This window comes from Achromobacter sp. ACM04, from assembly GCF_014851465.1.
Classification (GTDB): domain Bacteria; phylum Pseudomonadota; class Gammaproteobacteria; order Burkholderiales; family Burkholderiaceae_B; genus Achromobacter; species Achromobacter aegrifaciens.
The window spans coordinates 42627-63342 of the sequence record NZ_JACUZS010000004.1; the positions used below are offsets into that span (position 1 = coordinate 42627).

General features: G+C 66.0%; 22 protein-coding genes and 1 tRNA gene. 15 read left to right on the forward strand and 8 right to left on the reverse strand.

Annotated elements, in window-relative coordinates; all coding sequences use genetic code 11:
* The first annotated feature begins 114 nt into the window (after positions 1–114).
* The 7 genes from IB259_RS22100 (at position 115) to IB259_RS22130 (ending at position 6475) form a co-directional block, all read left to right on the forward strand.
* Entirely contained in the window at positions 115–1026 is a 912-nt protein-coding gene (locus IB259_RS22100; RefSeq protein WP_175161276.1) for a dihydrodipicolinate synthase family protein, read from the forward strand.
* Between the two features lie 89 nt (positions 1027–1115).
* Entirely contained in the window at positions 1116–1871 is a 756-nt protein-coding gene (locus IB259_RS22105; RefSeq protein ID WP_082401334.1) for an ABC transporter ATP-binding protein, read from the forward strand.
* A complete protein-coding gene (locus IB259_RS22110; protein ID WP_054458474.1) occupies positions 1864–2583 on the forward strand; it encodes an ABC transporter ATP-binding protein in 720 nt (239 codons plus the stop codon). The genes IB259_RS22105 and IB259_RS22110 overlap by 8 nt, the downstream gene beginning before the upstream one ends.
* Positions 2584–2640: 57 nt before the next feature.
* Positions 2641–3846 carry an ABC transporter substrate-binding protein gene (locus IB259_RS22115; protein WP_054458472.1) on the forward strand — a complete coding sequence of 402 codons (1206 nt, stop codon included), beginning with the start codon at positions 2641–2643 and terminating at the stop codon, positions 3844–3846.
* A gap of 109 nt (positions 3847–3955) precedes the next feature.
* A complete protein-coding gene (locus IB259_RS22120; RefSeq protein ID WP_054458471.1) occupies positions 3956–4858 on the forward strand; it encodes a branched-chain amino acid ABC transporter permease in 903 nt (300 codons plus the stop codon).
* A 1-nt stretch (position 4859) separates the two neighbouring features.
* Entirely contained in the window at positions 4860–5825 is a 966-nt protein-coding gene (locus IB259_RS22125) for a branched-chain amino acid ABC transporter permease (protein ID WP_125472389.1), read from the forward strand.
* The gene (locus tag IB259_RS22130; RefSeq protein ID WP_054458468.1) at positions 5825–6475 is read left to right on the forward strand and encodes a GntR family transcriptional regulator; all 651 of its coding nucleotides are present in this window, start codon (positions 5825–5827) and stop codon (positions 6473–6475) included. Before IB259_RS22125 ends, IB259_RS22130 begins: the two co-directional genes overlap by 1 nt.
* Here IB259_RS22130 and IB259_RS22135 read toward each other — a convergent pair.
* Positions 6450–6932: a multidrug/biocide efflux PACE transporter gene (locus IB259_RS22135; protein ID WP_054458466.1), complete on the reverse strand. Its 483-nt coding sequence runs from the start codon at positions 6930–6932 to the stop codon at positions 6450–6452. The two genes, IB259_RS22130 and IB259_RS22135, sit on opposite strands and share 26 nt — an antisense overlap.
* A 109-nt stretch (positions 6933–7041) precedes the next feature.
* On the opposite strand from IB259_RS22135, the gene IB259_RS22140 reads away from it, so the two are divergent.
* Entirely contained in the window at positions 7042–7905 is an 864-nt protein-coding gene (locus IB259_RS22140) for a LysR family transcriptional regulator (RefSeq protein ID WP_054458464.1), read from the forward strand.
* 33 nt (positions 7906–7938) lie between these two features.
* Here the strand turns inward: IB259_RS22140 and IB259_RS22145 are convergent, their stop codons facing one another.
* A complete protein-coding gene (locus IB259_RS22145) occupies positions 7939–8754 on the reverse strand; it encodes a ChbG/HpnK family deacetylase (protein WP_054458462.1) in 816 nt (271 codons plus the stop codon).
* 36 nt (positions 8755–8790) lie between these two features.
* Between IB259_RS22145 and IB259_RS22150 the strand changes: the two genes are divergently transcribed.
* Entirely contained in the window at positions 8791–9186 is a 396-nt protein-coding gene (locus IB259_RS22150; protein WP_082401333.1) for a GtrA family protein, read from the forward strand.
* Here IB259_RS22150 and IB259_RS22155 read toward each other — a convergent pair.
* Entirely contained in the window at positions 9146–10723 is a 1578-nt protein-coding gene (locus tag IB259_RS22155) for a glycosyltransferase family 39 protein (RefSeq protein ID WP_192330120.1), read from the reverse strand. The genes IB259_RS22150 and IB259_RS22155 overlap by 41 nt on opposite strands.
* Position 10724: 1 nt before the next feature.
* Positions 10725–11777: a glycosyltransferase family 2 protein gene (locus tag IB259_RS22160; RefSeq protein ID WP_119450685.1), complete on the reverse strand. Its 1053-nt coding sequence runs from the start codon at positions 11775–11777 to the stop codon at positions 10725–10727.
* A 257-nt stretch (positions 11778–12034) separates the two neighbouring features.
* Here IB259_RS22160 and IB259_RS22165 point away from each other — a divergent pair, with 257 nt between their 5' ends.
* From IB259_RS22165 to IB259_RS22185, 5 genes are all read left to right on the forward strand, one after another.
* Complete coding sequence (locus IB259_RS22165) at positions 12035–12532, forward strand: GNAT family N-acetyltransferase (RefSeq protein ID WP_175213178.1); 498 nt, start codon at positions 12035–12037, stop codon at positions 12530–12532.
* A gap of 185 nt (positions 12533–12717) precedes the next feature.
* Positions 12718–13926, forward strand: coding sequence for a sodium/glutamate symporter (gene gltS, locus IB259_RS22170; RefSeq protein ID WP_054458457.1), 1209 nt, complete (start codon positions 12718–12720; stop codon positions 13924–13926).
* Entirely contained in the window at positions 13923–15428 is a 1506-nt protein-coding gene (locus IB259_RS22175; RefSeq protein WP_192330122.1) for a TAXI family TRAP transporter solute-binding subunit, read from the forward strand. The genes gltS and IB259_RS22175 overlap by 4 nt, the downstream gene beginning before the upstream one ends.
* Before the next feature lie 42 nt (positions 15429–15470).
* Complete coding sequence (locus IB259_RS22180) at positions 15471–15737, forward strand: hypothetical protein (RefSeq protein ID WP_054458453.1); 267 nt, start codon at positions 15471–15473, stop codon at positions 15735–15737.
* A 4-nt stretch (positions 15738–15741) separates the two neighbouring features.
* Positions 15742–16206, forward strand: coding sequence for a YaiI/YqxD family protein (locus IB259_RS22185; RefSeq protein WP_054458451.1), 465 nt, complete (start codon positions 15742–15744; stop codon positions 16204–16206).
* A gap of 24 nt (positions 16207–16230) precedes the next feature.
* On the opposite strand, the gene IB259_RS22190 is transcribed toward IB259_RS22185, so the two are convergent.
* Positions 16231–16398 carry a hypothetical protein gene (locus IB259_RS22190; protein ID WP_042796365.1) on the reverse strand — a complete coding sequence of 56 codons (168 nt, stop codon included), beginning with the start codon at positions 16396–16398 and terminating at the stop codon, positions 16231–16233.
* Between the two features lie 102 nt (positions 16399–16500).
* Here IB259_RS22190 and IB259_RS22195 point away from each other — a divergent pair, with 102 nt between their 5' ends.
* Positions 16501–16662, forward strand: a complete 162-nt coding sequence (locus tag IB259_RS22195; protein WP_156337472.1) for a hypothetical protein — start codon at positions 16501–16503, stop codon at positions 16660–16662.
* Positions 16663–16717: 55 nt separating this feature from the next.
* Here IB259_RS22195 and IB259_RS22200 read toward each other — a convergent pair.
* The 3 genes from IB259_RS22200 to IB259_RS22210 all read right to left on the reverse strand — a co-directional run bounded on the left by IB259_RS22200 (position 16718) and on the right by IB259_RS22210 (position 20695).
* Positions 16718–16792: transfer RNA gene (locus IB259_RS22200), tRNA-Val, on the reverse strand.
* Between the two features lie 60 nt (positions 16793–16852).
* The gene (gene dnaQ, locus IB259_RS22205) at positions 16853–17575 is read right to left on the reverse strand and encodes a DNA polymerase III subunit epsilon (protein ID WP_054458449.1); all 723 of its coding nucleotides are present in this window, start codon (positions 17573–17575) and stop codon (positions 16853–16855) included.
* A 3-nt stretch (positions 17576–17578) separates the two neighbouring features.
* Positions 17579–20695 (reverse strand): efflux RND transporter permease subunit, encoded by a 3117-nt coding sequence (locus IB259_RS22210; protein ID WP_119450688.1) that lies wholly within the window; start codon positions 20693–20695, stop codon positions 17579–17581.
* Positions 20696–20716: the final 21 nt, after the last annotated feature.

Below are 20716 nucleotides of genomic sequence, written 5' to 3' on the forward strand. Positions count from 1 at the left end.
CGCCCCGGGAAATCCCCGAATCAAAATATCTTCTAAATATATTTATCAGATATTAGACTTTGCACCTGCTCGCCGCTCCGCCATTGAAGCGACGGCATCTTGAGGAGAAGCCAGTTGAGTAACGTGCATTGGCAGGGCGTCTTCCCTGCCGTAACGAGTAAGTTCCATGCCGACGAGACCCTCGACTTCGAGGCGATGCGCAAGCACTTCGGCTTCCTGATCGACAACGGCGTACACGGCCTGGTCACCTGCGGTTCGCTGGGCGAAGCCAGCACCCTGACCCTGGAAGAAAAGCTGGAAGTGACGCGCTGCGCGGTGGAAGTCAGCGCCGGCCGCATTCCGGTCCTGGCCAACGTGTCCGAGACCAGTACCCGCGAAGCGCTGCGCTTCATCAAGGCCGCCGTGGAACTGGGCGTGGACGGCTTCATGCTGATGCCCTCGCTGATCTACGTGGCGGACTCGCGCGAAGCGATGCAGAGCATCCGCACGATGGCCGAGGCCGCGCAGAAGCCCTGCATGATCTACAACAACCCCGTCGCGTACCGCGTGGATCTCAAGCCCGAGCACATGGCCGAACTGGCCGACTGCAAGTGGCTGGTCGCCATCAAGGAAAGCAGCGACGACGTGCGCCGCCTGACCGACCTGCGCAACGCGCTAGGCACGCGCTATCAGCTGTTCATCGGCGTGGACGACCTGTCGTTCGAGGCGCTGGCGCTGGGCGCGGACGGCCTGCTCGCCGGGCTGGTCACCGCCTTCCCGCGCGAAACCGTGGCCCTGTACGACCTGATGAAGGCCGGCAAGTGGCAGGAAGCGCTGGCGCTGTACCAGTGGTTCACGCCGCTGTTGCACCTGGATGTCTCGACCAAGCTGGTGCAGAACATCAAGCTGGCCGAGACCCTGGCCGGCGTGGGCAATGAGCACGTGCGCCGCCCGCGCCTGCCGCTGGCCGGCGCCGAACGCGAACGCTGCGCCGCCATCATCCAGGCCTCTCTGGCCAAGCGCCCCGCGCAGTACCAGTCGAAGTAAGGCCGGGCTCCGGAAGAAGCACGAACCTCCTGGCGCGTGGCGGGACCGCGACGCGCCAGGGCCTGTCCCCAGCAAGCCCAACGGACATCATGCAAAGCGACATCATTCTTCAGACACGGGGCCTGAGCAAGGAATTCCGCGGCTTCGTGGCCGTCAACAACGTCGACATGAGCGTGCGCCGCGGCGCCATCCACGCGCTCATCGGCCCCAACGGCGCGGGCAAGACCACCTTCTTCAATCTGCTGACCAAGTTCCACATCCCGACGCGCGGCGAGATCCTGTACGACGGCGTGGACATCACGCAGGAACGCCCCGCGCAGACCGCGCGCCGCGGCATCGTGCGTTCGTTCCAGATTTCCGCCGTCTTTCCGCAGCTGTCGGTGCGCGAGAACGTGCGCGTGGCCCTGCAGCGCAAGCTGGGCGTGGACTATTGCTTCTGGCGGTCGGAACGCACGCTGGAAAGCCTGCACCACCGCGTCGAGGAACTGCTGGATCAGGTCGGCCTGCGCACGCACCTGGACGTGGCCGCGGGCGACCTGCCCTATGGCCGCAAGCGCACGCTGGAAATCGCGACCACCCTGGCGCTCGAACCCGAGCTGCTGCTGCTGGACGAACCGACGCAAGGCATGGGCCACGAGGACGTGGACCGGGTCAAGCATCTGATCAAGCAGGTCAGCGCGGGCCGCACCATCCTCATGGTCGAACACAACATGAAAGTGGTGGCGGACATCTCCGACACCATCACCGTGCTGCAGCGGGGCGAGATCCTGGCCGAAGGCCCCTACGCGACCGTATCGGAAAACCCGGCGGTGCGCGAAGCGTACATGGGAGCCGAAGATGAATGAAGCCGCCGCAGCCTCCAGCATGCTGGAGATCCGCAACCTGCACGCCTGGTACGGCGAATCGCACATCCTGCACGGCATCGATCTGGACGTGAAGCCCGGCGAATGCGTGACCCTGCTGGGCAGGAACGGCGCGGGCCGCAGCTCCACGCTGAAGTCCATCCTGGGCCTGGTGGGCCGGCGCAGCGGCTCGATCAGGATCCAGGGCCAGGAGACCGTCGGCCTGCCGCCCCATAAGATCGCGCGCCGCGGCATCGGCTATTGCCCTGAAGAGCGTGGCATCTATGCATCCTTGACCGCCGAGGAAAACCTCATGCTGCTGCCCTCGGTAGGGCCGGACGGCATGTCGGTGGCAGAGATCTACGACATGTTCCCCAACCTGAAAGAACGCGCGCACAGCCCCGGCACGCGCCTGTCGGGCGGCGAACAGCAGATGCTGGCGATGGCGCGCATCCTGCGCACCGGCGCCCGCCTGCTATTGCTGGATGAAATCACGGAAGGCCTGGCCCCCGTCATCGTGCAGTCCCTGGGCCGCGTGATCCGGCAATTGAAAGAGCGCGGCTACACCACCGTGCTGGTCGAGCAGAACTTCCGCTTTGCCCAGCACCTGGCCGACCGCCATTACGTCATCGAGCACGGCCAGGTGGTGGCGGTGATAGACCGCGCCGAAGTCCAGCAATCGCAGGACAGGTTGAACGCCCTGCTCGGCATTTGAGTTTTCCAGACGCATTCCTTCCGACCGCAGTCCCCTTCCTACACGGAGCGTAGTCAGATGAAATTGAATCGAATCTCAGCAGCGCTGTTCGCCATCGGCATGATCGGCGCCGCCCAGGCCCAGACCAAGGTCAGCGATGACGTGGTCAAGATCGGCGTCCTGACCGACCTGTCCGGCGTCTATTCCGACCTGGCCGGCAACGGCTCCGTGATCGCGGCCCGCATGGCCGCCGAGGAAATGGGCAACAAGGTGCTGGGCAAGCCGGTGGAAGTGGTTTCCGCCGACCACCAGAACAAGCCCGACGTCGCGGCCAACCTGGCCCGCGAATGGTTCGACCAGGGCAAGGTCGACATGATCACCGACTTCCCCACCGCGTCCACCGCGCTGGCGGTGATGGAAATCGCCAAGCAGAAGAACCGCGTGACCATGCCGTCGGCGGGCCTGTCCACCGCGATCCTGGGCGAAAAGTGCTCGCCGTTGAACGCCCAATGGACCACCAACACCTACGCCCTGGCCGCCGGCACCGCGCGCGCGCTGGTCAAGGAAGGCAAGAAGAGCTGGTACTTCATCACCGCCGACTACACCTTCGGCCACTCGCTCGAAAAGGACGGCACCGAAGTCATCCAGGAGAACGGCGGCAATGTGGTGGGCGTGTCGCGCCATCCCTTTCCCGGCAACGACTTCTCTTCGTTCCTGCTGAAGGCGCAGGCCTCCAAGGCCGACGTGATCGCGCTGGCCAACGCCGGCAACGACACGGTCAACGCGGTCAAGCAGGCCAACGAGTTCGGCATCAACAAGAAGCAGATCGTGGCGCCGCTGCTCACCTACATCTCGGACGTGCACAGCATGGGCCTGGCCAAGGCGCAGGGCATGTACCTGACCGAAGCCTTCTATTGGGACTATGACGACGCTTCGCGCGCCTGGGCCCAGAAGTTCTTTGAAAAGGCCAAGAAGATGCCGACCGCCTCGCAGGCCGGCGTGTATTCGGCCACGCTGTCGTACCTGAAGGCGATCGAAGCCGCCGGCACCGACGACGCACCCGCCGTGATGGCCAAGCTGCGCGAAATGACCATCAACGACGCCGTGATCCGCAACGGCAAGCTGCGCGCCGACGGCGCGCTGGTGCACGACATGCTGCTGCTGCAGGTCAAGACGCCCAAGGAGTCCAAGGCGCCGTGGGACTACTACAACGTGAAGTCGGTGCTCAAGGGCGAGGACGTGTTCCCCAAGCCCCAGGCCGCGTGCTCGTTGAACAAGACCTGATGCCGCCACGCGCCGCACGCACAGCGTGCGGCGCCGGCTGCCATGGCCGCGGCGCACCGCCGCGCGCTTCCCGGAAATCGACGCGACACCTTTCCGCCCGCCGCCTACCATGTTCGACATCTCGCTTTCCGCCTTGCTCGCCCAACTGCTGGTGGGTCTGATCAACGGCTGCTTCTACGCCATCCTCAGCATGGGGCTGGCCATCATCTTCGGCCTGCTCAACATCGTCAATTTCACGCACGGCGCCCAGTTCATGATGGCGGCGTTCCTTGCCTGGATCGGCTTCACCCAGCTGCCGCAGTTGCTTGGGCCGGGCGTGCAGATCAACTTCTGGGCCGCGCTGATCCTGGCTCCCCTGCTGGTGGGGCTGGTGGGGGTCGTGATCGAGAAGACGCTGCTCAAGCGCCTGTACCACCTGGACCACCTGTACGGCCTCTTGCTGACCTTCGGCATCGCGCTGATGATGGAAGGCGGCTTTCGCTACTTCTACGGCATTTCAGGGGTGGGCTATGAGCCGCCCGAGGTTCTGCAGGGCGGCTTCGACCTGGGCTTCATGTTCCTGCCGGCCTATCGCGCGTTCGTGGTGGTGGCGTCCCTGGTGCTGTGCCTGGCCACCTGGTATCTGTTCGAACGCACCCGCCTGGGCGCCATGCTGCGCGCCGGCACCGAGAACCCCAGGCTGCTGCAGGCTTTCGGCGTGAACGTGCCAGTGATGATCACCCTGACCTACGGCTTCGGCGTGGCGCTGGCCGGCGTGGCCGGGGTGCTGGCCGCACCCGTCATGCAGATCAACCCGCTGATGGGCTCGAACCTGTTGAACATCGTGTTCGCCGTGGTCGTGATCGGCGGGCTGGGCTCCATCATGGGCGCCATCGTCACCGGGCTGACGCTGGGCCTGCTGGAAGGGCTGACCAAAGTGTTCTATCCCGAAGCCTCGACGGTGGTCGTCTTCATCGTCATGGCGATCGTTCTGCTGACGCGCCCCGCCGGCCTGTTCGGCAAGGAGAAATAAGGTGCAGCGCATACCCTCCTCGATCCGCATCCTGGCGCTGCTGCTGGTGCCGGCCCTGCTGGTGCCGCTTTTCCCGCAGATCGTCTATCCCGTGTTCGTCATGAAGGTGCTGTGCTTTGCGCTGTTCGCGCTGGCCTTCAACCTGCTGACCGGTTTTACCGGCCTGGTGTCGTTCGGCCATGCCGCCTTCTTCGGCTGGGCCGGCTACGCGGCCGGCGAAATGATGATCCTGTTCGGCGCCCGCGGCCTGCCGCCCGAAATCGCCATCGCTTGCGGCGTGGCCATGGCCGCGGCCATCGGCTGGGCCATCGGCTGGCTGGCGATCCGGCGCACCGGCATCTATTTCGCGATGATCACGCTGGCGCTGTCGCAGGTGGCGTACTTCATGGCGGTGCAGGTGGGCTGGACGCGCGGCGAGGACGGCATGCAGGGCATCCCGCGCGGAAAGTTCCTGGGCCTGGTGGACCTGAGCGTGGACGCCAACATGTATTACTTCACGCTTGGGGTCTTCGTGCTGGGCTTTCTGTTCGTCTACCGGGTGATCCATTCGCCCTTCGGCCAGGTGCTCAAGACCATCCGGGACAACGCGCCGCGCGCCATATCGCTAGGTTACGATACAGACCGGTGCAAGCTGCTGGCCTTCGTGCTGTCGGCCTCGGTGGCCGGCCTGGCCGGTTCGCTGAAGGCGCTGGTGCTCCAGCTGGTTGCATTGAACGACGTTTCGCTCGCCACCTCCACCGAGGTGCTGCTGATGACGCTCCTGGGCGGCATCGGCACGGTATGGGGGCCGGTGGTGGGCGCGACGCTGGTCGTCAGCTTGCAGAACTATCTTGCCACCCTGGGCGACATCGTCACCATCGTCATCGGACTGATTTTCGTGTTGTGCGTGTCGTTCTTCCGGCGCGGATTCGTCGGCGAATGGCTGGCCTACACGCAGTGGCGCAAAACGAAGGAAAACAACAGTTGATGGCAGCAGCAGAATCCAAACGGCGCGCCGCCGATGTCGCCTACGACCAGATCGAAAGCATGATCGCCACGCTGCAATTGCAGCCGGGCAGCGCGGTCGTGGAAGCGGATCTGGTGGAAATGACCGGCCTGGGACGCACGCCGCTGCGCGAGGCGCTGCTGCGCATGGTGGCCGCCGGGCTGATACGCCAGGAACCGCGGCGCGGCCTGCGGGTGTCCATGATCCAGCTGGCGGACCACATGGACCTGATCCAGACCCGCCGGGCGCTGGAGCAGCTGATCGCGGCCAGCGCCGCGCGCCGCGCCACCCCGGCGCAGCGCAGCCAGATCGTGGATTGCGCGGCGCAGATGATCCAGGCGGCGGAAGGCGGCAATCTCGACAACTACATGCATGCCGACCAGATGCTGGACCACGTCTGCCACCAGGCCTGCCGCAACGCCTCGGCCGTGAATGCGGTGGCCCCTTTGATCATCCAGTGCCGCCGCTTCTGGTACGCCTACCAGCACGAGGGCGACATCGCCGAGGGCGCTCGCCGCCACATGCTGATGGCCGAGGGCATCGCCACCGGCAACGAGTCCGCGGCCATCAAGGGCGCGGACTCGCTGATGGACTACCTGGAGATGTTCACGCGCAAGGTGATTGACGCGTGACGGCCGGCGCGGCCTGCCCTTTGCGGCGGGCCAGCCACTGCAGGACCCGTGGCCGCGAGCGGTCATAGGCCAGGTTGTAGAGGAAGGCGTAGGGCAGATAGAACAGCACCAGCGCGATATCCAGCACAAAGGCCTGCCACAGGCTGATGTCTAGCCACCAGGCCGCCAGCGGGATCACGATCAGGATCAGGCCCAGCTCGAAGCCGAAGGCATGCACCACGCGCAGCCGCAGCGTGCGGGTCCAGCCCATGCGGTTCTCGATGCGGTCAAAGCCGGCGTTGTAGATCATGTTCCAGACCAGCGCGATCCAGGCGATCACTGCCGTCAGCACGCCCATTTCGAACAGGGACTTGCCCATGGCCCAGGCGGCCGCCGGGGCGCACAGGCCGATGGCGATGATTTCGAACAGAAAGGCGTGGAGGAAACGTTCTTTAATGGATTTCTTGGCTTGCGTCATGACCCACCTGCGGTCGGTTGATACTCAGTGGCAGGGATTCTCGACGATATTTCCGTTACCATAAAGATAGTTTTCATCGGAAAAACCGATAACACCGGACATCCCACCCATGCGCCACTCCCTGGAATCCCTGGCGGCGTTCGCCCAGGTCGCCTCCGAAGGCACGTTTTCGGCTGCCGCCCGCAAGCTCGGGAAAAGCCAGTCCACGGTTAGTGAAACCATCGCCAACCTGGAAGTGGACCTGAACGTGACATTGTTCGACCGCAGCCAGCGCCAGCCCGCGCTGACCGAGGCCGGCCAGGTCCTGCTGGGCCAGGCCCTGCAAGTGCTGGCTGCCAATGATCGGCTGAACCGCAGCGCCAGCCAGCTGGCCGAGGGCCTGGAGCCCCGGCTGACGGTGGTGCTGTCCGACACTTTCCAGTCCGAGACCTTCGACACCATGCTCAGCCAGATCGACCAGCGCTATCCAGCGCTGCGCTTCGAATGCCTGATCGCGGAATACGAGGACGTGGTGGCGCTGGTGCAGCAGGGCCGCGCGCACCTGGGACTGATGGCCGCCCAGGACAGCTACCCGCCCGACGTGGCGCACGCGACGCTGGCGGAGCTGTCTGAGATCGTCCTGTGCGTGGGCCGCGGGCATCCGCTGGCCCAGCTGCCGCAGGTCACGCAAGACCAGCTGAAGTCCGAACGCGCGCTACGCCTGAGCACTTACGAGCTGGGCGACAAGGACGCCGAGCCTGCCTATGCGACCTGGTCGGCGCCCGGCTATCTGATGCTGCTGGAAATGGCCAGCCGCGGATTCGGCTGGACCGAGCTGCCGCGCTGGATGATCCAGCGCTTCGGCCAGGATCAGCTGGTGGAGTTGAAGTCGCCGGGCTGGCCGCGCCACATCCGCGTCGATGCGGTCTGGTCACGGCGGCGCGCGCTGGGACCTGCGGGCGCCTGGCTGCTGCAGAGCCTGACGGGCGGCTAGAGCCAGCCCGCGCCGCAACGACCTTGCAGCCGATCAGCGCGCCGTGGCCGGCAAGCGCGAGATATGCACCCCGTTGGCGTTGAGCCAGTCGCCCAGCTTGGGGCTGGCCAGCACGTCGAATTCCGCGCGGCGCTGGCGTGACATGGCGCAGCCGTCCTGGTTGCCCATGGCCGGATGGCACATGAGCAGGTCGCAGTCGCGCGCATTGAACAGCCAGTTCTGCAGCAGATCCGCATAGCGACGCTTGCCGCCTGCGAAACCATAGACGCCCAGCAGCCGGCGGTTGGTGCGCATGCCATCCTGGCGCGCTTGGCGCGCCAACGCCGCGGCGCCCAGCGCGCCGATGACACGCGCCTTGATGGCCTCCTTCATGGGAATGCCGAACTGCATGCCCGGCGCCGTCTGGCGCAGCCATGGCATACGGGCGCCGTAACGGCGCTTGAGCAGTTGCAGCAGGCGCTCGCGAATGCCGGGCAGTTGATGCACGTGCTGGTGACCGTCGACATAGTCGGGCGCGCGGCCGAACGCGGCCTCGAAGGCGTCGAACTGACGCTCCAGCTGCGCCTCGATCCACTCTCCGTCCAGCCTGCCCGTGTAGGCATTGAGGATCAGCCGGCTCAGCGTCGGCATGGGCTCGGCGCCGGGCATGAGCGATTCGGTGAAGTTCACATGCAGGCCGATATCCACGTTCAGCGGCGCCAGCCGCCTCGCATTGACCGCAAACGAAGGGCCCAGCGCGAGGCAGCTGACCGCGCTCAGGCGGCCCATGCCGGCCAGCGCAATCATGCCTTCATCGATGTCGGCATTCATGCCAAAATCGTCCCCGCAGACAACGATACGTTTGCTCATCGCTATACCTCTGACTTCCTTATCTTCACGGCTTTCATGCGCGCCCTGCTGCAACAAGTAAGCACTTTCATTGCTGTCGGATGCGCGGCCGCAGCCACCCATTGGGCTGTCGCCGTGGGTTGCGTCGAACTCTTCCGCCTGCCGCCCCTGGCCGCCAACCTCGTGGGCTGGCTGATCGCCTTCGCGGTGTCCTTCGCCGGCCATTACCGGCTTACATTCCGACATTCCAAAACTCCCTGGACGGTAGCAGCGCGCCGTTTCTTCTTTGTGTCAGCCGCAGGCTTTCTCATCAACGAAGCCACCTACGCCTGGCTACTGCACAACACTGCCATCCGCTACGACATCCTGCTGGCGCTGATCCTGCTCGGGCTTGCCGTGGCGACTTTCATCGTCAGCCGGTTCTGGGCATTCCGCCACAAACCCGCTGCCTGAACGCCGCATCCACGTCGACGCGCCACATCACGTACTTCACGCTGCTCACCACTGGCGCCAGCCCCTGCAGCGGCGGATAGGTGGGGTTGTCGGCCGCAGTGCCCCACACCCAGAAACGCGCGCCTTGCTCCGCCTGGCACAGACGCGCGGTGAACTCCGCGGGACTGAGCAATACCTCTCCGCCCGTCTCGGGATCGAACTGGGCGGCGTCGTACAACTCCTTGCGCCAGTTATCGCGCACGGGGACCTCCGTGTTGCGCCAGTCGTCCACCACCCACGCAGGACGCGCCGCCCTTGCGTAGAGCGCCAGATCGAAGGGATAGGTGTGCAGCGAGACGAACGTATCGTCCGGCCGCGCCTGTTCCCGCACCACCCTGGCCAGCGGCTCCGCGCTGCCGCGCGCGTTGTTCGCCGCAATGCCCACCGCGGTGACGCAGATGCCCGCCGCCAGGACCGCGCTCAGGCGCACCAGGCGAGTAGCACCCTCGGCATCGGCGCGCCTGGCCCCCTGGATCACTTCAGCCAGCAGAAAAGCCAGCGGCGCCAGCGCCGGCAGGACATAGCCCACGAGCTTGGACTGCGGCAGCGAAAAAAACACGAGCACGACGGCAAACCACACCAAAGCCAGGCGCCGCAGGCTGCGCGTAGGGCCCACCCAGAACGCCTGGCGCAATATGCCGCCGCCCCACAGCGACCAGGGCAGGCTGAGCCCGACAATCACCGGCAGATAAAACCAGAACGGCTGCGCATTGTTGAAGCCGCTGGCCGCGAAACGCTGGAAATGCTGATAGACGAAGAAGTAGTCGTAAAAACCGGGATAGCGCAGCTGCATCAGCAAGAACCACGGCGCCGCCACGGCGATGAACGCCAGCAGCGCGGGCGGCCAGCACAGCGCGGCCAGGCCGCGCCAGCGCCGCTCCCACAGCAGCCAGACCAGCAGGATCGCGCCCGGCAGCGCCAGGCCGATCAAGCCCTTGGCCAAGACCGCCAACGCCGCCAGCACGCCGGCCGCCACCGCCATCGCGCGCCATGCCTGCCCGCGCTCGACGCGCAGCGCCGTGTCCACGGCGGCCAGCACGCACAGCGTGATCAGGCCGGCAACCAGCATGTCCAGATTTGCGAACTGCGCGCCGCCATAGAAGAACGGCATGGTGGCGAGGACCAGCACCGTCAATGCGGCGGTCTCGGTATCTCGGTAGCGCCGCACGAAGCAATACAGGGCCGCCACGGCGCCCCACGCGGCCAACCAGGAAGGCACCCGCGCCGCCCAGGGATGCACGCCAAACACCGAGAAGGACAGCTCGGTCAGCCAGTAATAGAGCGGCGGCTTGTGGAAGTACGGCATGCCGTCCAGCAAGGGCACCGCATGCGAGCCGCTGCGCAGCATGTCCCAGGCCACGCCTGCATAGCGCCCTTCATCGGGCAGGGTCAGGGGCCTGATCCAGGCCAGGAAGGCAAGCCACGCGCCTATCGCAAGCAGGAAGCGTCCTGCCGGCGGGGTCCAGTCGGAACGCCGCCAGAAAGTCGTGGCGGACATGTCAGCCCAGGCCTTTGCCCGGCCGGGAAGCCTGGCCCTGCCGGCGGCGCACGACGAAGAGCGGCCGTCCCTTCACTTCATCGAAGATGCGGGACACGTACTCGCCCACCACGCCCAAGGAAATCAAATTTACGCCGGCAAAGAACAGCACCGCCGTCACGATGGTCGTCCAACCGGAGACCTGGTTGCCGAAGAACAGGTACTCGCCGACCAGATAGGCCGCGTAGCTCAGCGCCAGCATGGCGAAGGCCACGCCGACCAGGCTGACCAGACGCAGCGGCCAGGTGGTGAAGGCGGTCAGGCCATCCAGCGCCAGCCGGAATAAGCGCATGCTGCCGAAGCGGCTGTCGCCGTGCATGCGTTCCTCGGGGGTATAGGCCAGGGCCTCGCCCTTGAAGCCGACCCAGGCGTACAAGCCCTTCATGAAACGGGTGCGTTCGGGCAGCGCGATCAGCGCGTCCACCACGCTGCGGTCCATCAGGCGGAAGTCGCCCGCGTGCGCCGGCACATCCACGCCGCGCGCGCCGCTCAACAGCTTGTAGAACCAGCGCGCGCCGGTGCGCTTGGCCCAGGATTCGTCGGCGCGGGTCTCGCGCACCGCGTAGACCATTTCGGCGCCGGCGGCCCAGCGCGCCAGCATCTGTTCGATCAAAGCAGGGGGATGCTGCAGATCGGCGTCCAGGCAGATCACGGCATTGCCGGTGGCGGCTTCCAGGCCGGCGCTGATCGCGGCTTCCTTGCCGAAGTTGCGCGACAGCTGCACGTAGCGGAAACCGTCGTGTTCGGTCCATTCGGCCATCAGCGCTTCCGTGCCGTCCGTGCTGCCGTCATCGGCCACGATGATCTCCCAGCTGGTGCAAAGCGCCTCCAGGCGGTTGCGCAGCAAAGGCAGCAGGACCCGCAGGTTTTCGCATTCGTTCAGGCAGGGAATCACGCAAGTCACGCAGGCGTCGTACGGTACGGGCGCCTCGGCCGCCGGCCATACCGCTTCCAGAGGATACGATTTGGTCAACACTTGCGGGACGGCGGATTCGGACCGGAATTGGATGTGCATGGCTCTAGACTCGGAATGCAGGACTATGGCGAGCAGTATGCGAAGGGTGTCGTTGAATTTTCATAAAATGCGGCGCGCCCGACGATCCGGCAATCCAGGGCGAATTCTAGGGAGCCCCTCCCTGAAAACAATAAAGTCCCGTGAACCTGTGTCCCCAATTTGTGAAGCCCTGTAAAGCCTGAGGCCGTCCGTGCATCGGTAAAATGCGCCCGAGTTTTTTGTTTTCGCAGGTTGTCATGCAATATCAAGTCCGGCTCATGCGGGCCAGCGACGTGGACGCCATCCTGGCTCTCCAGACCCTGGCCTACCCCGGTTTCCTGCTGGAAAGCGCGGATTTCTTCCAGAATCGCCTGGCGCTCGCCCCCGCGCACTGCTGGGTGGCGCAGCCCGCGGCCAGCTCCGATGCGCTGCTGGGCTACCTGATCTCCTATCCCTGGGATGCGGGACTGCCGCCCGCCCTGGACGTCGCGCTCGCGACGCTGCCGGCCGCGGCCGACCACTGGTTCCTGCACGACTGCGCCGTGGCGCCCTCGGCGCAAGGGCTGGGCGTGGGCCAGGCGCTACTGCGCGCCGCCGCCCGCAGCGCGCATGAGGGCGGCTTGCACCGCGCGAGCCTGGTGTCACTGGAATCCGCCGTGGGTTATTGGCAGCGCCACGGCTACCTGCCGGTCAGCGCAGACAGCGCCGACCTGACCGAAAAACTGGCTGGCTACGGGCCGCGCGCGCAATACATGTCGCGCGCATTTCCGCTCTAGCCGCCCCGGCCGCGGCTGCCTGCGCCGCGGCTTTCCGCCCGCCCGGCTTCGCGCCGCGCGCCGCCTCCCTGCCCCCATGTACACCGCCCGCGCGGCGGACGTAACATAAGCCTCAGTCCGTGAGAGGCGGCAGGGTTCAAACAGCCAGAAAGTTCACCGTGCCCTGACAGGGCGCAAAGGTACCTATGATCTCGCTTACGCCCGTTCAATCACTGCTGGCATGCTGCCTCGTCCTGGTCATCGGACGCGTGCTCACCACCAGGATCGGCTTCCTCGCCCGCTACAGCATTCCGGACCCCATCGTCGGCGGCCTCCTGTTCGCCGTACTGGCCTACCTGCTGGCGACCTGGGGCGGCGTGTCCGTCTCGCTGGAAACCAGCATCAAGCCGACCTTGCTGCTGCTGTTCTTCGGCAGCATCGGCCTGACCGCCAACCTCAAGCTGCTGGCCAAGGGCGGCCCCAGGCTGATTGCCTTCCTGCTGGCCCTGATCCCGTTCCTGGTGCTGCAGAACGCCGTCGGGCTGGGCATGGCCTGGCTGCTGGACATGCATCCGCTGATGGGCCTTTTGGGCGGCACGATCACGCTGGTGGGCGGGCATGGCACGGGCGCGGCCTATGCCACGCGCTTCGCCGACTTCAACAACATCCAGGACGTGATGGCGCTGGCGATGACCGCCGCCACCCTGGGGCTGGTGCTGGGCGGCGTGGTGGGCGGGCCGGTGGCCGAATGGCTGATGCGGCGCCACAAGCTGGCCGGCAGCCTGGACCACGCGCCCGGCGACGGCCACGAGCCTGCGGACCTGACGGAAAACGCACCCGCGTCCTCTGCAGGCTCCTACATCGTGTCCCTGACCGCCGCCCTGGTCTGCCTGGTGGTCGGCGGCTACCTGGCCGCCCTGGTCGAGGACGCCCCGGTCAGCCTGCCGAATTTCCTGTGGTGCCTGGCCACGGGCGTACTGATCCGCAACGGCGGCGAAAAGCTGGGTCTGAAGCTGGACGACCGCGCCACCGAAATCATCGGCACCATCTCGCTGTCGCTGTTCCTGGGCATGACGATGATGACGCTGGACCTGTCCAGCGTGGCGCGCCTGGCCGGCCCGCTGGCCCTGATGCTGGCGGTGCAGACCCTGGTGTGCGCGCTGTATGCCGCCTGGGTCGTGTTCCGCATGCTCAAGCGCGACTACGAAGCAGCCATCATGTCGGCCGCCTTCTGCGGCTTCGCGCTGGGCGCGACCGCCACCGCCATCGCCAATATGCAGGCGCTGACGCGGCGCCACGGCCCGGCGCCGGAAGCGTTCATCGTCGTGCCGGTCACCGGCGCCTTCCTGGTCGACATCCTCAACGTGATCGTGCTGACCTCGCTGATCTCCTTGCCGTTCGTGGGAGGCATGTGACCATGTTCAAACGTCTTGTCATTCTGAGCTTCTGCCTGCTGCTGGCGGCCTGCGGCCGCGCGCCCGACACCGATGCCCTGCGCGCCGACGTGGAACACAGCCTGGCCACCGCCTACGGCGCGGATTTGTTCCGCATCGCCGAGATCAAGCGCATGGGCTCGGCCTCGGACAGCAGCGCCCCGGCGGGCGAAACCCGCCGCGTGGTCTATTACGACGTCGAACTGGACCTGGCGCGCAACATCACCCTGGGCGCCTGGGACCAGCCCGGCGCCGCCGCGCTGGTCACGCTGCTGGGCGCAGGTCCGCGCAGCATCAGCGGCGTGAAATCCGGCGGCAACCAGGCCGGCGACCGCATCGTCGCGCACGCCAGCGCCATCTATCGCCAGGAAGGCGACACCTGGAAGCTGGTGACCCCGGCCGGCTTCAAGGCGGCCGAGGCGCCCAACCTGGACACCGGCGCGCCGCCTCCCGTCACGCGCCAGCTGCTGGACACGCTGGACCAGATCACCCATTCGGTTTCCTACAGCGCCTCCAGCACCGCGCAGCACGTAGTGCAGCAGGAACTGGAACGCTCCGTGGCGCGCATCAATGGCCGGCTGGCCCGCATGCAACAGGGCTATCCGCTGGCCGGCGGTCCGGACCGCGGCGAGTATGTGGCGTTCGCGCGCGCCCTGAGCGACGTCGCTCGCAAGCAGCAGATCCGGGTCTCGCCGCTGATCACGGGCGGCGGCGCCGAGAACATCGCGCTGTTGCGCAGCGGCGACGCGGTGGTGGGGCTGGCCCAGGCCGACACGGCGCGGCTCGCCTATGACGGCAAGGGGCCGTTCGCCGGCCAGGGGCCTTTCACCGGTCTGCGCGCCCTGGGCAGCCTGTATCCGGAACTGGTCCATATCGTGGTCCGCGACGACGCCGCCCTGCGCGGCGTACGCGATCTCAAGGGCAAGACCATCGCCCTCGGACCGGAAGGCTCGGCGGTGCGCGCCACGCTGGAAACCGTGCTGGCCGCGCACGGCCTGCAAGCCGGCCGCGACTACACCGTGGCCGATACGCCCTTCACAGAGTCCCTGCCTGCGCTGAACTCCGGCAAGGTCGACGCCGCCGCCCAGGTCATCGGCGTGCCCGCCACGCCCTTGCGCGATGCGCTGACCCAGGCGCGACTGAAGCTGCTGCCGCTGGACCCTGCCGCCATCAAGACGCTGACCGGGGCCGAGGACAACGCGCTGATGCCGCTGGACATCGCCGCCGGCACCTACCCCAACCAGACGGAGCCTATCCCCACCGTGGGCATGGCGGCTCTGCTGCTCACCACCGCGGACCTGACCCGGGACGAGGCCCTGGTGATCGTGCGCGCGGTCTATGTGACCGGGCAGGACCTGCTGGCCGCGGGCTCGGCCCAGGGCGCTCAGGTGGGCCTGGCGACCGCCCGCCGCGGCCTGACCGTGCCGCTGCACGACGGCGCCCAGGAAGGGCTGGCCAAGCTTGAACAGGCCAAGCCGCAATAAAGCCGGTTGCGCTTATGATTGCGCTCCCTACCAGGAATCTCCATGAATAAATTCGATCTGCAGAAAAACCAGGCCCTGAAGCTGGCCGGCCAGCTCAAGCAAGCCTCCACCCCGGACCGCTTCGGCACCGCCTCTCAAGTGCCCGACCGCCGCGAACAGCGCAAGCTGGACCAGGCCGCCGGCCTGGTACCGTTCCCGCTGAAGCTGTCGCAAGCCCACGCCGACAAGCTGCGCGCCCTGGCGGCCGAACGCGGCGTGTCCACCAACGACATCGTGGCCGAAGTGCTGCAAAACGCGCTGGACAAGTAAGCGCATGCACATCTGGGTCGATGCGGACGCCTGCCCCGCAGTCATCAAGGACATCCTGTTCCGCGCCGCCCAGCGCTGGCAGCTGCCGCTGACGCTGGTGGCCAACCAGATGCTCTACACCCCGCCCTCGCCGCTGATCCGCGCGGTGCAGGTGCCGCGCGGCTTCGACGTCGCCGACGCCCACATCGCCGAGCGCGCATCCGAGGGCGACCTGGTGATCACCGGCGACATCCCGCTGGCCGCGCAAGTCCTGGAAAAAGGCGCAATGGCCCTGAACCCGCGCGGCGAACGCTATACGCCGGAAACGATCCGGGAGCGGCTGGCGCTGCGGGACATGATGGAAGAGTTGCGGGCCAGCGGCGTGGATACCGGCGGCCCGGCCGCATTCAGCCAGGCCGACCGCAAGGCCTTCGCAAACCAGCTGGACACGCTGCTGGCGCGCGCGGCGCGCAAGACGCAGCAGGGCTGAAGTCCGGCCGGCCGCGGCTAGCGGTCAATAGAAGGTGATGTAGGCCTTGTAGATGATCGTGCCCAGGGCCGTGATCAGGCCTATGCCCATCAGCCCCATGCCGAGATTGCGGTCGCGCAGCCCGAAGCCGATCAGCATGAGCGCCACCCCGGCGCCGATAATGATCAACATGGTAGTGGTGTGCTCGGACATGACCTTCTCCTGTTCGCCTACGCCTGGCCCCACGGGCCAAAGCCTTTGTTATCCATGATAGTCAGGCTTGCATGCGACGCGGCTCAATCGATGAGAGTCCGCTTGCGTCAAATCAAGCTAAGCGTAATGAAAGGGACGGTTCAGCGCAATGGCTTGCTCGCAATGGGCAAGGCGTCCGGGCTTGAAGGCGGAATCATGTTCGATGCGCACAAAACAAAAAAGCCAACCTCGCGGTTGGCTTTCTTTGCTTTGCGTCTTTTTTAACCTTGGTACGCCGACAACGATAAGCCTGGGGCTTACGTCATCTTCCAAGGGTCTTTGGTGGGTAGTACTGGGTTCGAACCAGTGACCCCTGCCGTGTGAAGGCAGTGCTCTACCACTGAGCTAACCACCCCGAAAGAGGCGAAATATTAGCACGTTTTTTTGGACGTGTGCAAGTCGCCTCGAAAAAACTTTATGCGGCCGCCACCGGCGCGTCGATCTTGCGCCAGGTGCACTCCCCGCCCACGGACTTGTCCAGGGCCGCGAGATAGTTTTCGTGTTCGGCCAGTTCCGCCTCGCTGGCCTTGATCACGGGCAGGCCCGAAGCGTCGAAGCGGGCCAGCTCGATGCCATTGCCGCCGCCGCTGGCGCTGTCGTCCACGTCGATCAGCAGCGCGTCCTGGCCGCGGGTCATGGCCAGCCAGACTTCCGCCAGCAACTGCGCGTCCAGCAATGCGCCGTGCAGGGTGCGGTGGGCGTTGGAGATGCCGAAGCGGTCGCACAGCGCGTCCAGCGAATTGCGCTTGCCCGGGAACAGCGAACGCGCATGCAACAGCGAATCCGTGACCGTCTCGCAGTACTCGGTGACCGCGCCGCGCCCGGTCTTGGCGAGTTCGGCGTTGAAGAACTTGACGTCGAACGCGGCGTTGTGCGCGATCAGCTCGGCGCCCTGGATGAACTTGACGAATTCGTCCGCGACATCGGCGAAGCGTGGCTTGTCCGACAGAAACTCCGTGGTCAGGCCGTGCACGGCCAAGGCCTCGGGGTCGCTGTCGCGGTCCGGGTTCAGGTAGATGTGCAGGTTGTTGCCGGTGGCCATCCGGTTGACCATTTCCACGCAGCCGATCTCGACGATGCGATGGCCCTGGGCAGGGTCCAGTCCGGTGGTTTCACTGTCAAAGATGATCTGGCGCATAACTTATTCCGACGCTTGGGCAGGCGCGGCGGGCTGCGCGTGCGGCGCCGGAGCGGGGTCCGGGTGATGCGCTGCGCTGCCGGCCTGGCCGGGTTTCTTGCGTGCGGTGGCGATCAAGGTATAGGCCACCGGCACGACGAACAAGGTCAGTAGTGTACCCAGCATCAGCCCGCCCACCAGGACCCAGCCGATCTGCTGGCGCGATTCCGCCCCCGCGCCCGTGGACAAGGCCAGCGGCACGGTGCCCAGCACCATGGCGCCGGTGGTCATCAGGATGGGGCGCAGGCGCAGCACGCTGGCTTCGACCACGGCCTCGAACAACTCCTTGCCCTCGTCGCGCAGCTGGTTGGTGAATTCGACGATCAGGATGCCGTGCTTGGTGATCAGCCCCACCAACGTGATCAGGCCGATCTGGCTGTAGATGGACAAGGTGCCGCCGGTCAGCCACAGCGCCAGCAGCGCGCCGGTCATGGACAGCGGGACCGACAGCATGATGATGAAGGGATTGCGCCAGCTTTCGAACTGCGCGGCCAGCACCAGGTAGATGAAGGCCAGCGCCATGGCGAAGACCAGATAGATGCTGCCGGAGGAATCGCGGAACTCGCGCGATTGGCCATCCAGGTCGGTCACGATGGTGTTGGGCAGCACGTCGCGCGCCACCTGGTGCATGTGCGTCAGGACTTCGCCCAGCGCGTAGCCGGGCGCCACCGCGCCGTCGATCTTCACGGCGCGCAGGCGGTTGAAGTGGTTCAGCGATTGCGGCGACACGCCCTCGTGCACGCCCAGCAGATTGTCCAGCTGCACCATGCTGCCGTCGCGCGCCCGCACGTAGATGCCCGAGATATCGGTGGGATTGGCGCGGTCGCGCGGCGTCACCTGCACGATCACGTCGTACTGTTCGCCTTCGTCCTTGTAGCGCGTGACCTGGCGGCCGCCCAGCATGGATTCCAGGGTGCGGCCCACGGTATCCACATTGGCGCCCACGTCGGCCATCTTGTCGCGGTCCACGCGCACCCGCAGCTCGGGCGTATTCAGGCGCAGGTCGGTATCCAGGTTGATCAGGCCGGGATACTTGCGCAGCTCGGCCAGGAACACCTCGGTCAGGCGCGACAGCTCGGCGTAGGACGCCTGGCTCATGATGATGAACTCAACCGGCTTGGAACGCGCCGACTGGCCCAGCGACGGCGGATTGGTCGGGAACGCACGCACCCCGGGCAGCGAGGCGAATTGCGGCTGCAGCTGCTGCGTGATGGCCTGCTGCTTGCGGCTGCGCTCTTCCCAGGGTTTCAGGCGCAGGATGGCGGTGCCGTCCGTCACGGTGGGGAAGCCCACGGTCACCTGGCTGCCGCTGGCCTCCGGAATGTCGGAGTAGAACTTTTCGATGCCCAGCATGCTTTCCAGCGTGTAGTTCAGCGTCGCTCCTTCAGGCGAGCTGACGATGCCAAACACCACGCCGCGATCCTCGATGGGCGCCAGCTCGCTCTTGACGACCTTGAACAGCACGCCGCTCGCGGCCGCGACCGCCAGGCCGATGGCCACTACCACCCAGCGGTGGCGCAGGGCCAGCGCCAGCGCGCGCCGGTAGCCGTTGCTCATGCCGTTGAGCCAGCCTTCGATCAGGTTGTACCAGCGGCTGTGGCTGCTCTGGTGGCGCAGCAGCACCGAACACATCATGGGCGTAAGCGTCAGCGCCACGAAACCGGACACCAGCACGGCGCCGGCCAGCGCCAGCGCGAATTCGATGAACAGCCGCCCGGTGCGGCCCGTGGCGAAAGCCAGCGGCGCGTACACGGTGACCAGCGTCATGGTCATGGCGACCACCGCGAAGCCGATCTCGCGCGAACCGCGCAGCGCGGCCTCCTTGCGCGGCATGCCCTCTTCGATGTGGCGGAAGATGTTCTCCAGCACCACGATCGCGTCGTCCACCACCAGGCCGATGGCCAGCACCATGGCCAGCAGCGTCAGCGTGTTGATGGAAAAACCGAACAGGTACATCAGCGCACAGGCGCCCACCAGCGACACCGGAATGGTGACGATGGGGATGATGCTTGCTCGCAGGTTGCGCAGGAAGAAGAAGATCACCAGCACCACCAGGACGATGGCTTCGCCGATGGTGTGGAACACGGAGTCGATGGAGCGTTCGATGAACACCGACGAGTCATACGCGATGTTCAGCTTCATGCCGGCCGGCAGGTTCTCGTTCAGGCGCGCCACTTCCTCGCGCGCCGCCTTGGACAGTTCCAGCGGGTTGGCGGTGGACTGGCGCGTCACGCCGATGTTGATGGCGGGCTTGCCATTGAAGCGCGACAGCACGCGGTCGCTGGCGGCGGCGATCTCCACATTGGCCACGTCGCGCATGCGGACCGGATAGCCTTTGACGTTGGCGACGATCACGTTCTCGAACTGGGCCGGCGTCTGCAGGTCGGTGGAAGACACCACCGAGAACTCGCGGGCGCGCGACTCGATGCGGCCGGCCGGAATCTCGACGTTCTGGCTGCGCAGCGCGGCCTCCACGTCCTGCACGGTCAGGCCGTAGGCGGCGAGCTTGTCGCGGTCCACGTAGATGCGCATGGACGGCAGGCGTTCGCCGAAGACGCGCACCTCGGCCGCGCCGGGCAGCACCGACAGGCGGGTCTTGATGTAGCGGTTGATGTAGTCCGAGGTCTGGATCGCGGAGTACGAACCGGACTCGACCGCGATGTAGATGATGGGTTGGGAATCGGCCTCGACCTTGCCGATGATGGGCTCGTCGATCTCGTCGGGCAGGAAGCGGCGGGCGCGCGAAACCTTGTCGCGGACTTCCGCGGCCGCGGCGTCCGGATTGCGGGACAGGTTGAACTTGATGTTGATGAGGCTGCGTTCCGAGCGGCTGCGCGAGGTCATCACGTCCACGCCCTCGATGCCGGCCAGCTGGTCTTCCAGCGGCTTGGTCACCTGCGATTCGATCACCTCAGGCGAGGCGCCCTTGTAGGTGGTGTCCACCGACACGATGGGCTCGTCGATCTTCGGATACTCGCGCACGGTCAGGCGCGAATACGAAATCAGGCCGATCAGCACGATGATCAGCGACAGGACCGATGCGAACACCGGCCGCTTGATGCAGGTTTCCGAGATACGCATTGCGCTACCGCCACATAGGGA

Bases quoted from the DNA above. Each gene is read 5' to 3' on its own strand.
- IB259_RS22120 (WP_054458471.1), top strand. From the start codon at position 3,956: ATGTTCGACATCTCGCTTTCCGCCTTGCTCGCCCAACTGCTGGTGGGT.
- IB259_RS22135 (WP_054458466.1), bottom strand. From the start codon at position 6,932: ATGACGCAAGCCAAGAAATCCATTAAAGAACGTTTCCTCCACGCCTTT.
- IB259_RS22160 (WP_119450685.1), bottom strand. From the start codon at position 11,777: ATGCACATCCAATTCCGGTCCGAATCCGCCGTCCCGCAAGTGTTGACC.
- dnaQ (WP_054458449.1), bottom strand. From the start codon at position 17,575: ATGCGCCAGATCATCTTTGACAGTGAAACCACCGGACTGGACCCTGCC.
- gltS (WP_054458457.1), top strand. From the start codon at position 12,718: ATGATCTCGCTTACGCCCGTTCAATCACTGCTGGCATGCTGCCTCGTC.
- IB259_RS22165 (WP_175213178.1), top strand. From the start codon at position 12,035: ATGCGGGCCAGCGACGTGGACGCCATCCTGGCTCTCCAGACCCTGGCC.
- IB259_RS22190 (WP_042796365.1), bottom strand. From the start codon at position 16,398: ATGTCCGAGCACACCACTACCATGTTGATCATTATCGGCGCCGGGGTG.
- IB259_RS22145 (WP_054458462.1), bottom strand. From the start codon at position 8,754: ATGAGCAAACGTATCGTTGTCTGCGGGGACGATTTTGGCATGAATGCC.
- IB259_RS22115 (WP_054458472.1), top strand. From the start codon at position 2,641: ATGAAATTGAATCGAATCTCAGCAGCGCTGTTCGCCATCGGCATGATC.
- IB259_RS22210 (WP_119450688.1), bottom strand. From the start codon at position 20,695: ATGCGTATCTCGGAAACCTGCATCAAGCGGCCGGTGTTCGCATCGGTC.
- IB259_RS22150 (WP_082401333.1), top strand. From the start codon at position 8,791: ATGCGCGCCCTGCTGCAACAAGTAAGCACTTTCATTGCTGTCGGATGC.
- IB259_RS22110 (WP_054458474.1), top strand. From the start codon at position 1,864: ATGAATGAAGCCGCCGCAGCCTCCAGCATGCTGGAGATCCGCAACCTG.
- IB259_RS22185 (WP_054458451.1), top strand. From the start codon at position 15,742: ATGCACATCTGGGTCGATGCGGACGCCTGCCCCGCAGTCATCAAGGAC.
- IB259_RS22155 (WP_192330120.1), bottom strand. From the start codon at position 10,723: ATGTCCGCCACGACTTTCTGGCGGCGTTCCGACTGGACCCCGCCGGCA.
- IB259_RS22105 (WP_082401334.1), top strand. From the start codon at position 1,116: ATGCAAAGCGACATCATTCTTCAGACACGGGGCCTGAGCAAGGAATTC.
- IB259_RS22140 (WP_054458464.1), top strand. From the start codon at position 7,042: ATGCGCCACTCCCTGGAATCCCTGGCGGCGTTCGCCCAGGTCGCCTCC.
- IB259_RS22180 (WP_054458453.1), top strand. From the start codon at position 15,471: ATGAATAAATTCGATCTGCAGAAAAACCAGGCCCTGAAGCTGGCCGGC.
- IB259_RS22130 (WP_054458468.1), top strand. From the start codon at position 5,825: ATGGCAGCAGCAGAATCCAAACGGCGCGCCGCCGATGTCGCCTACGAC.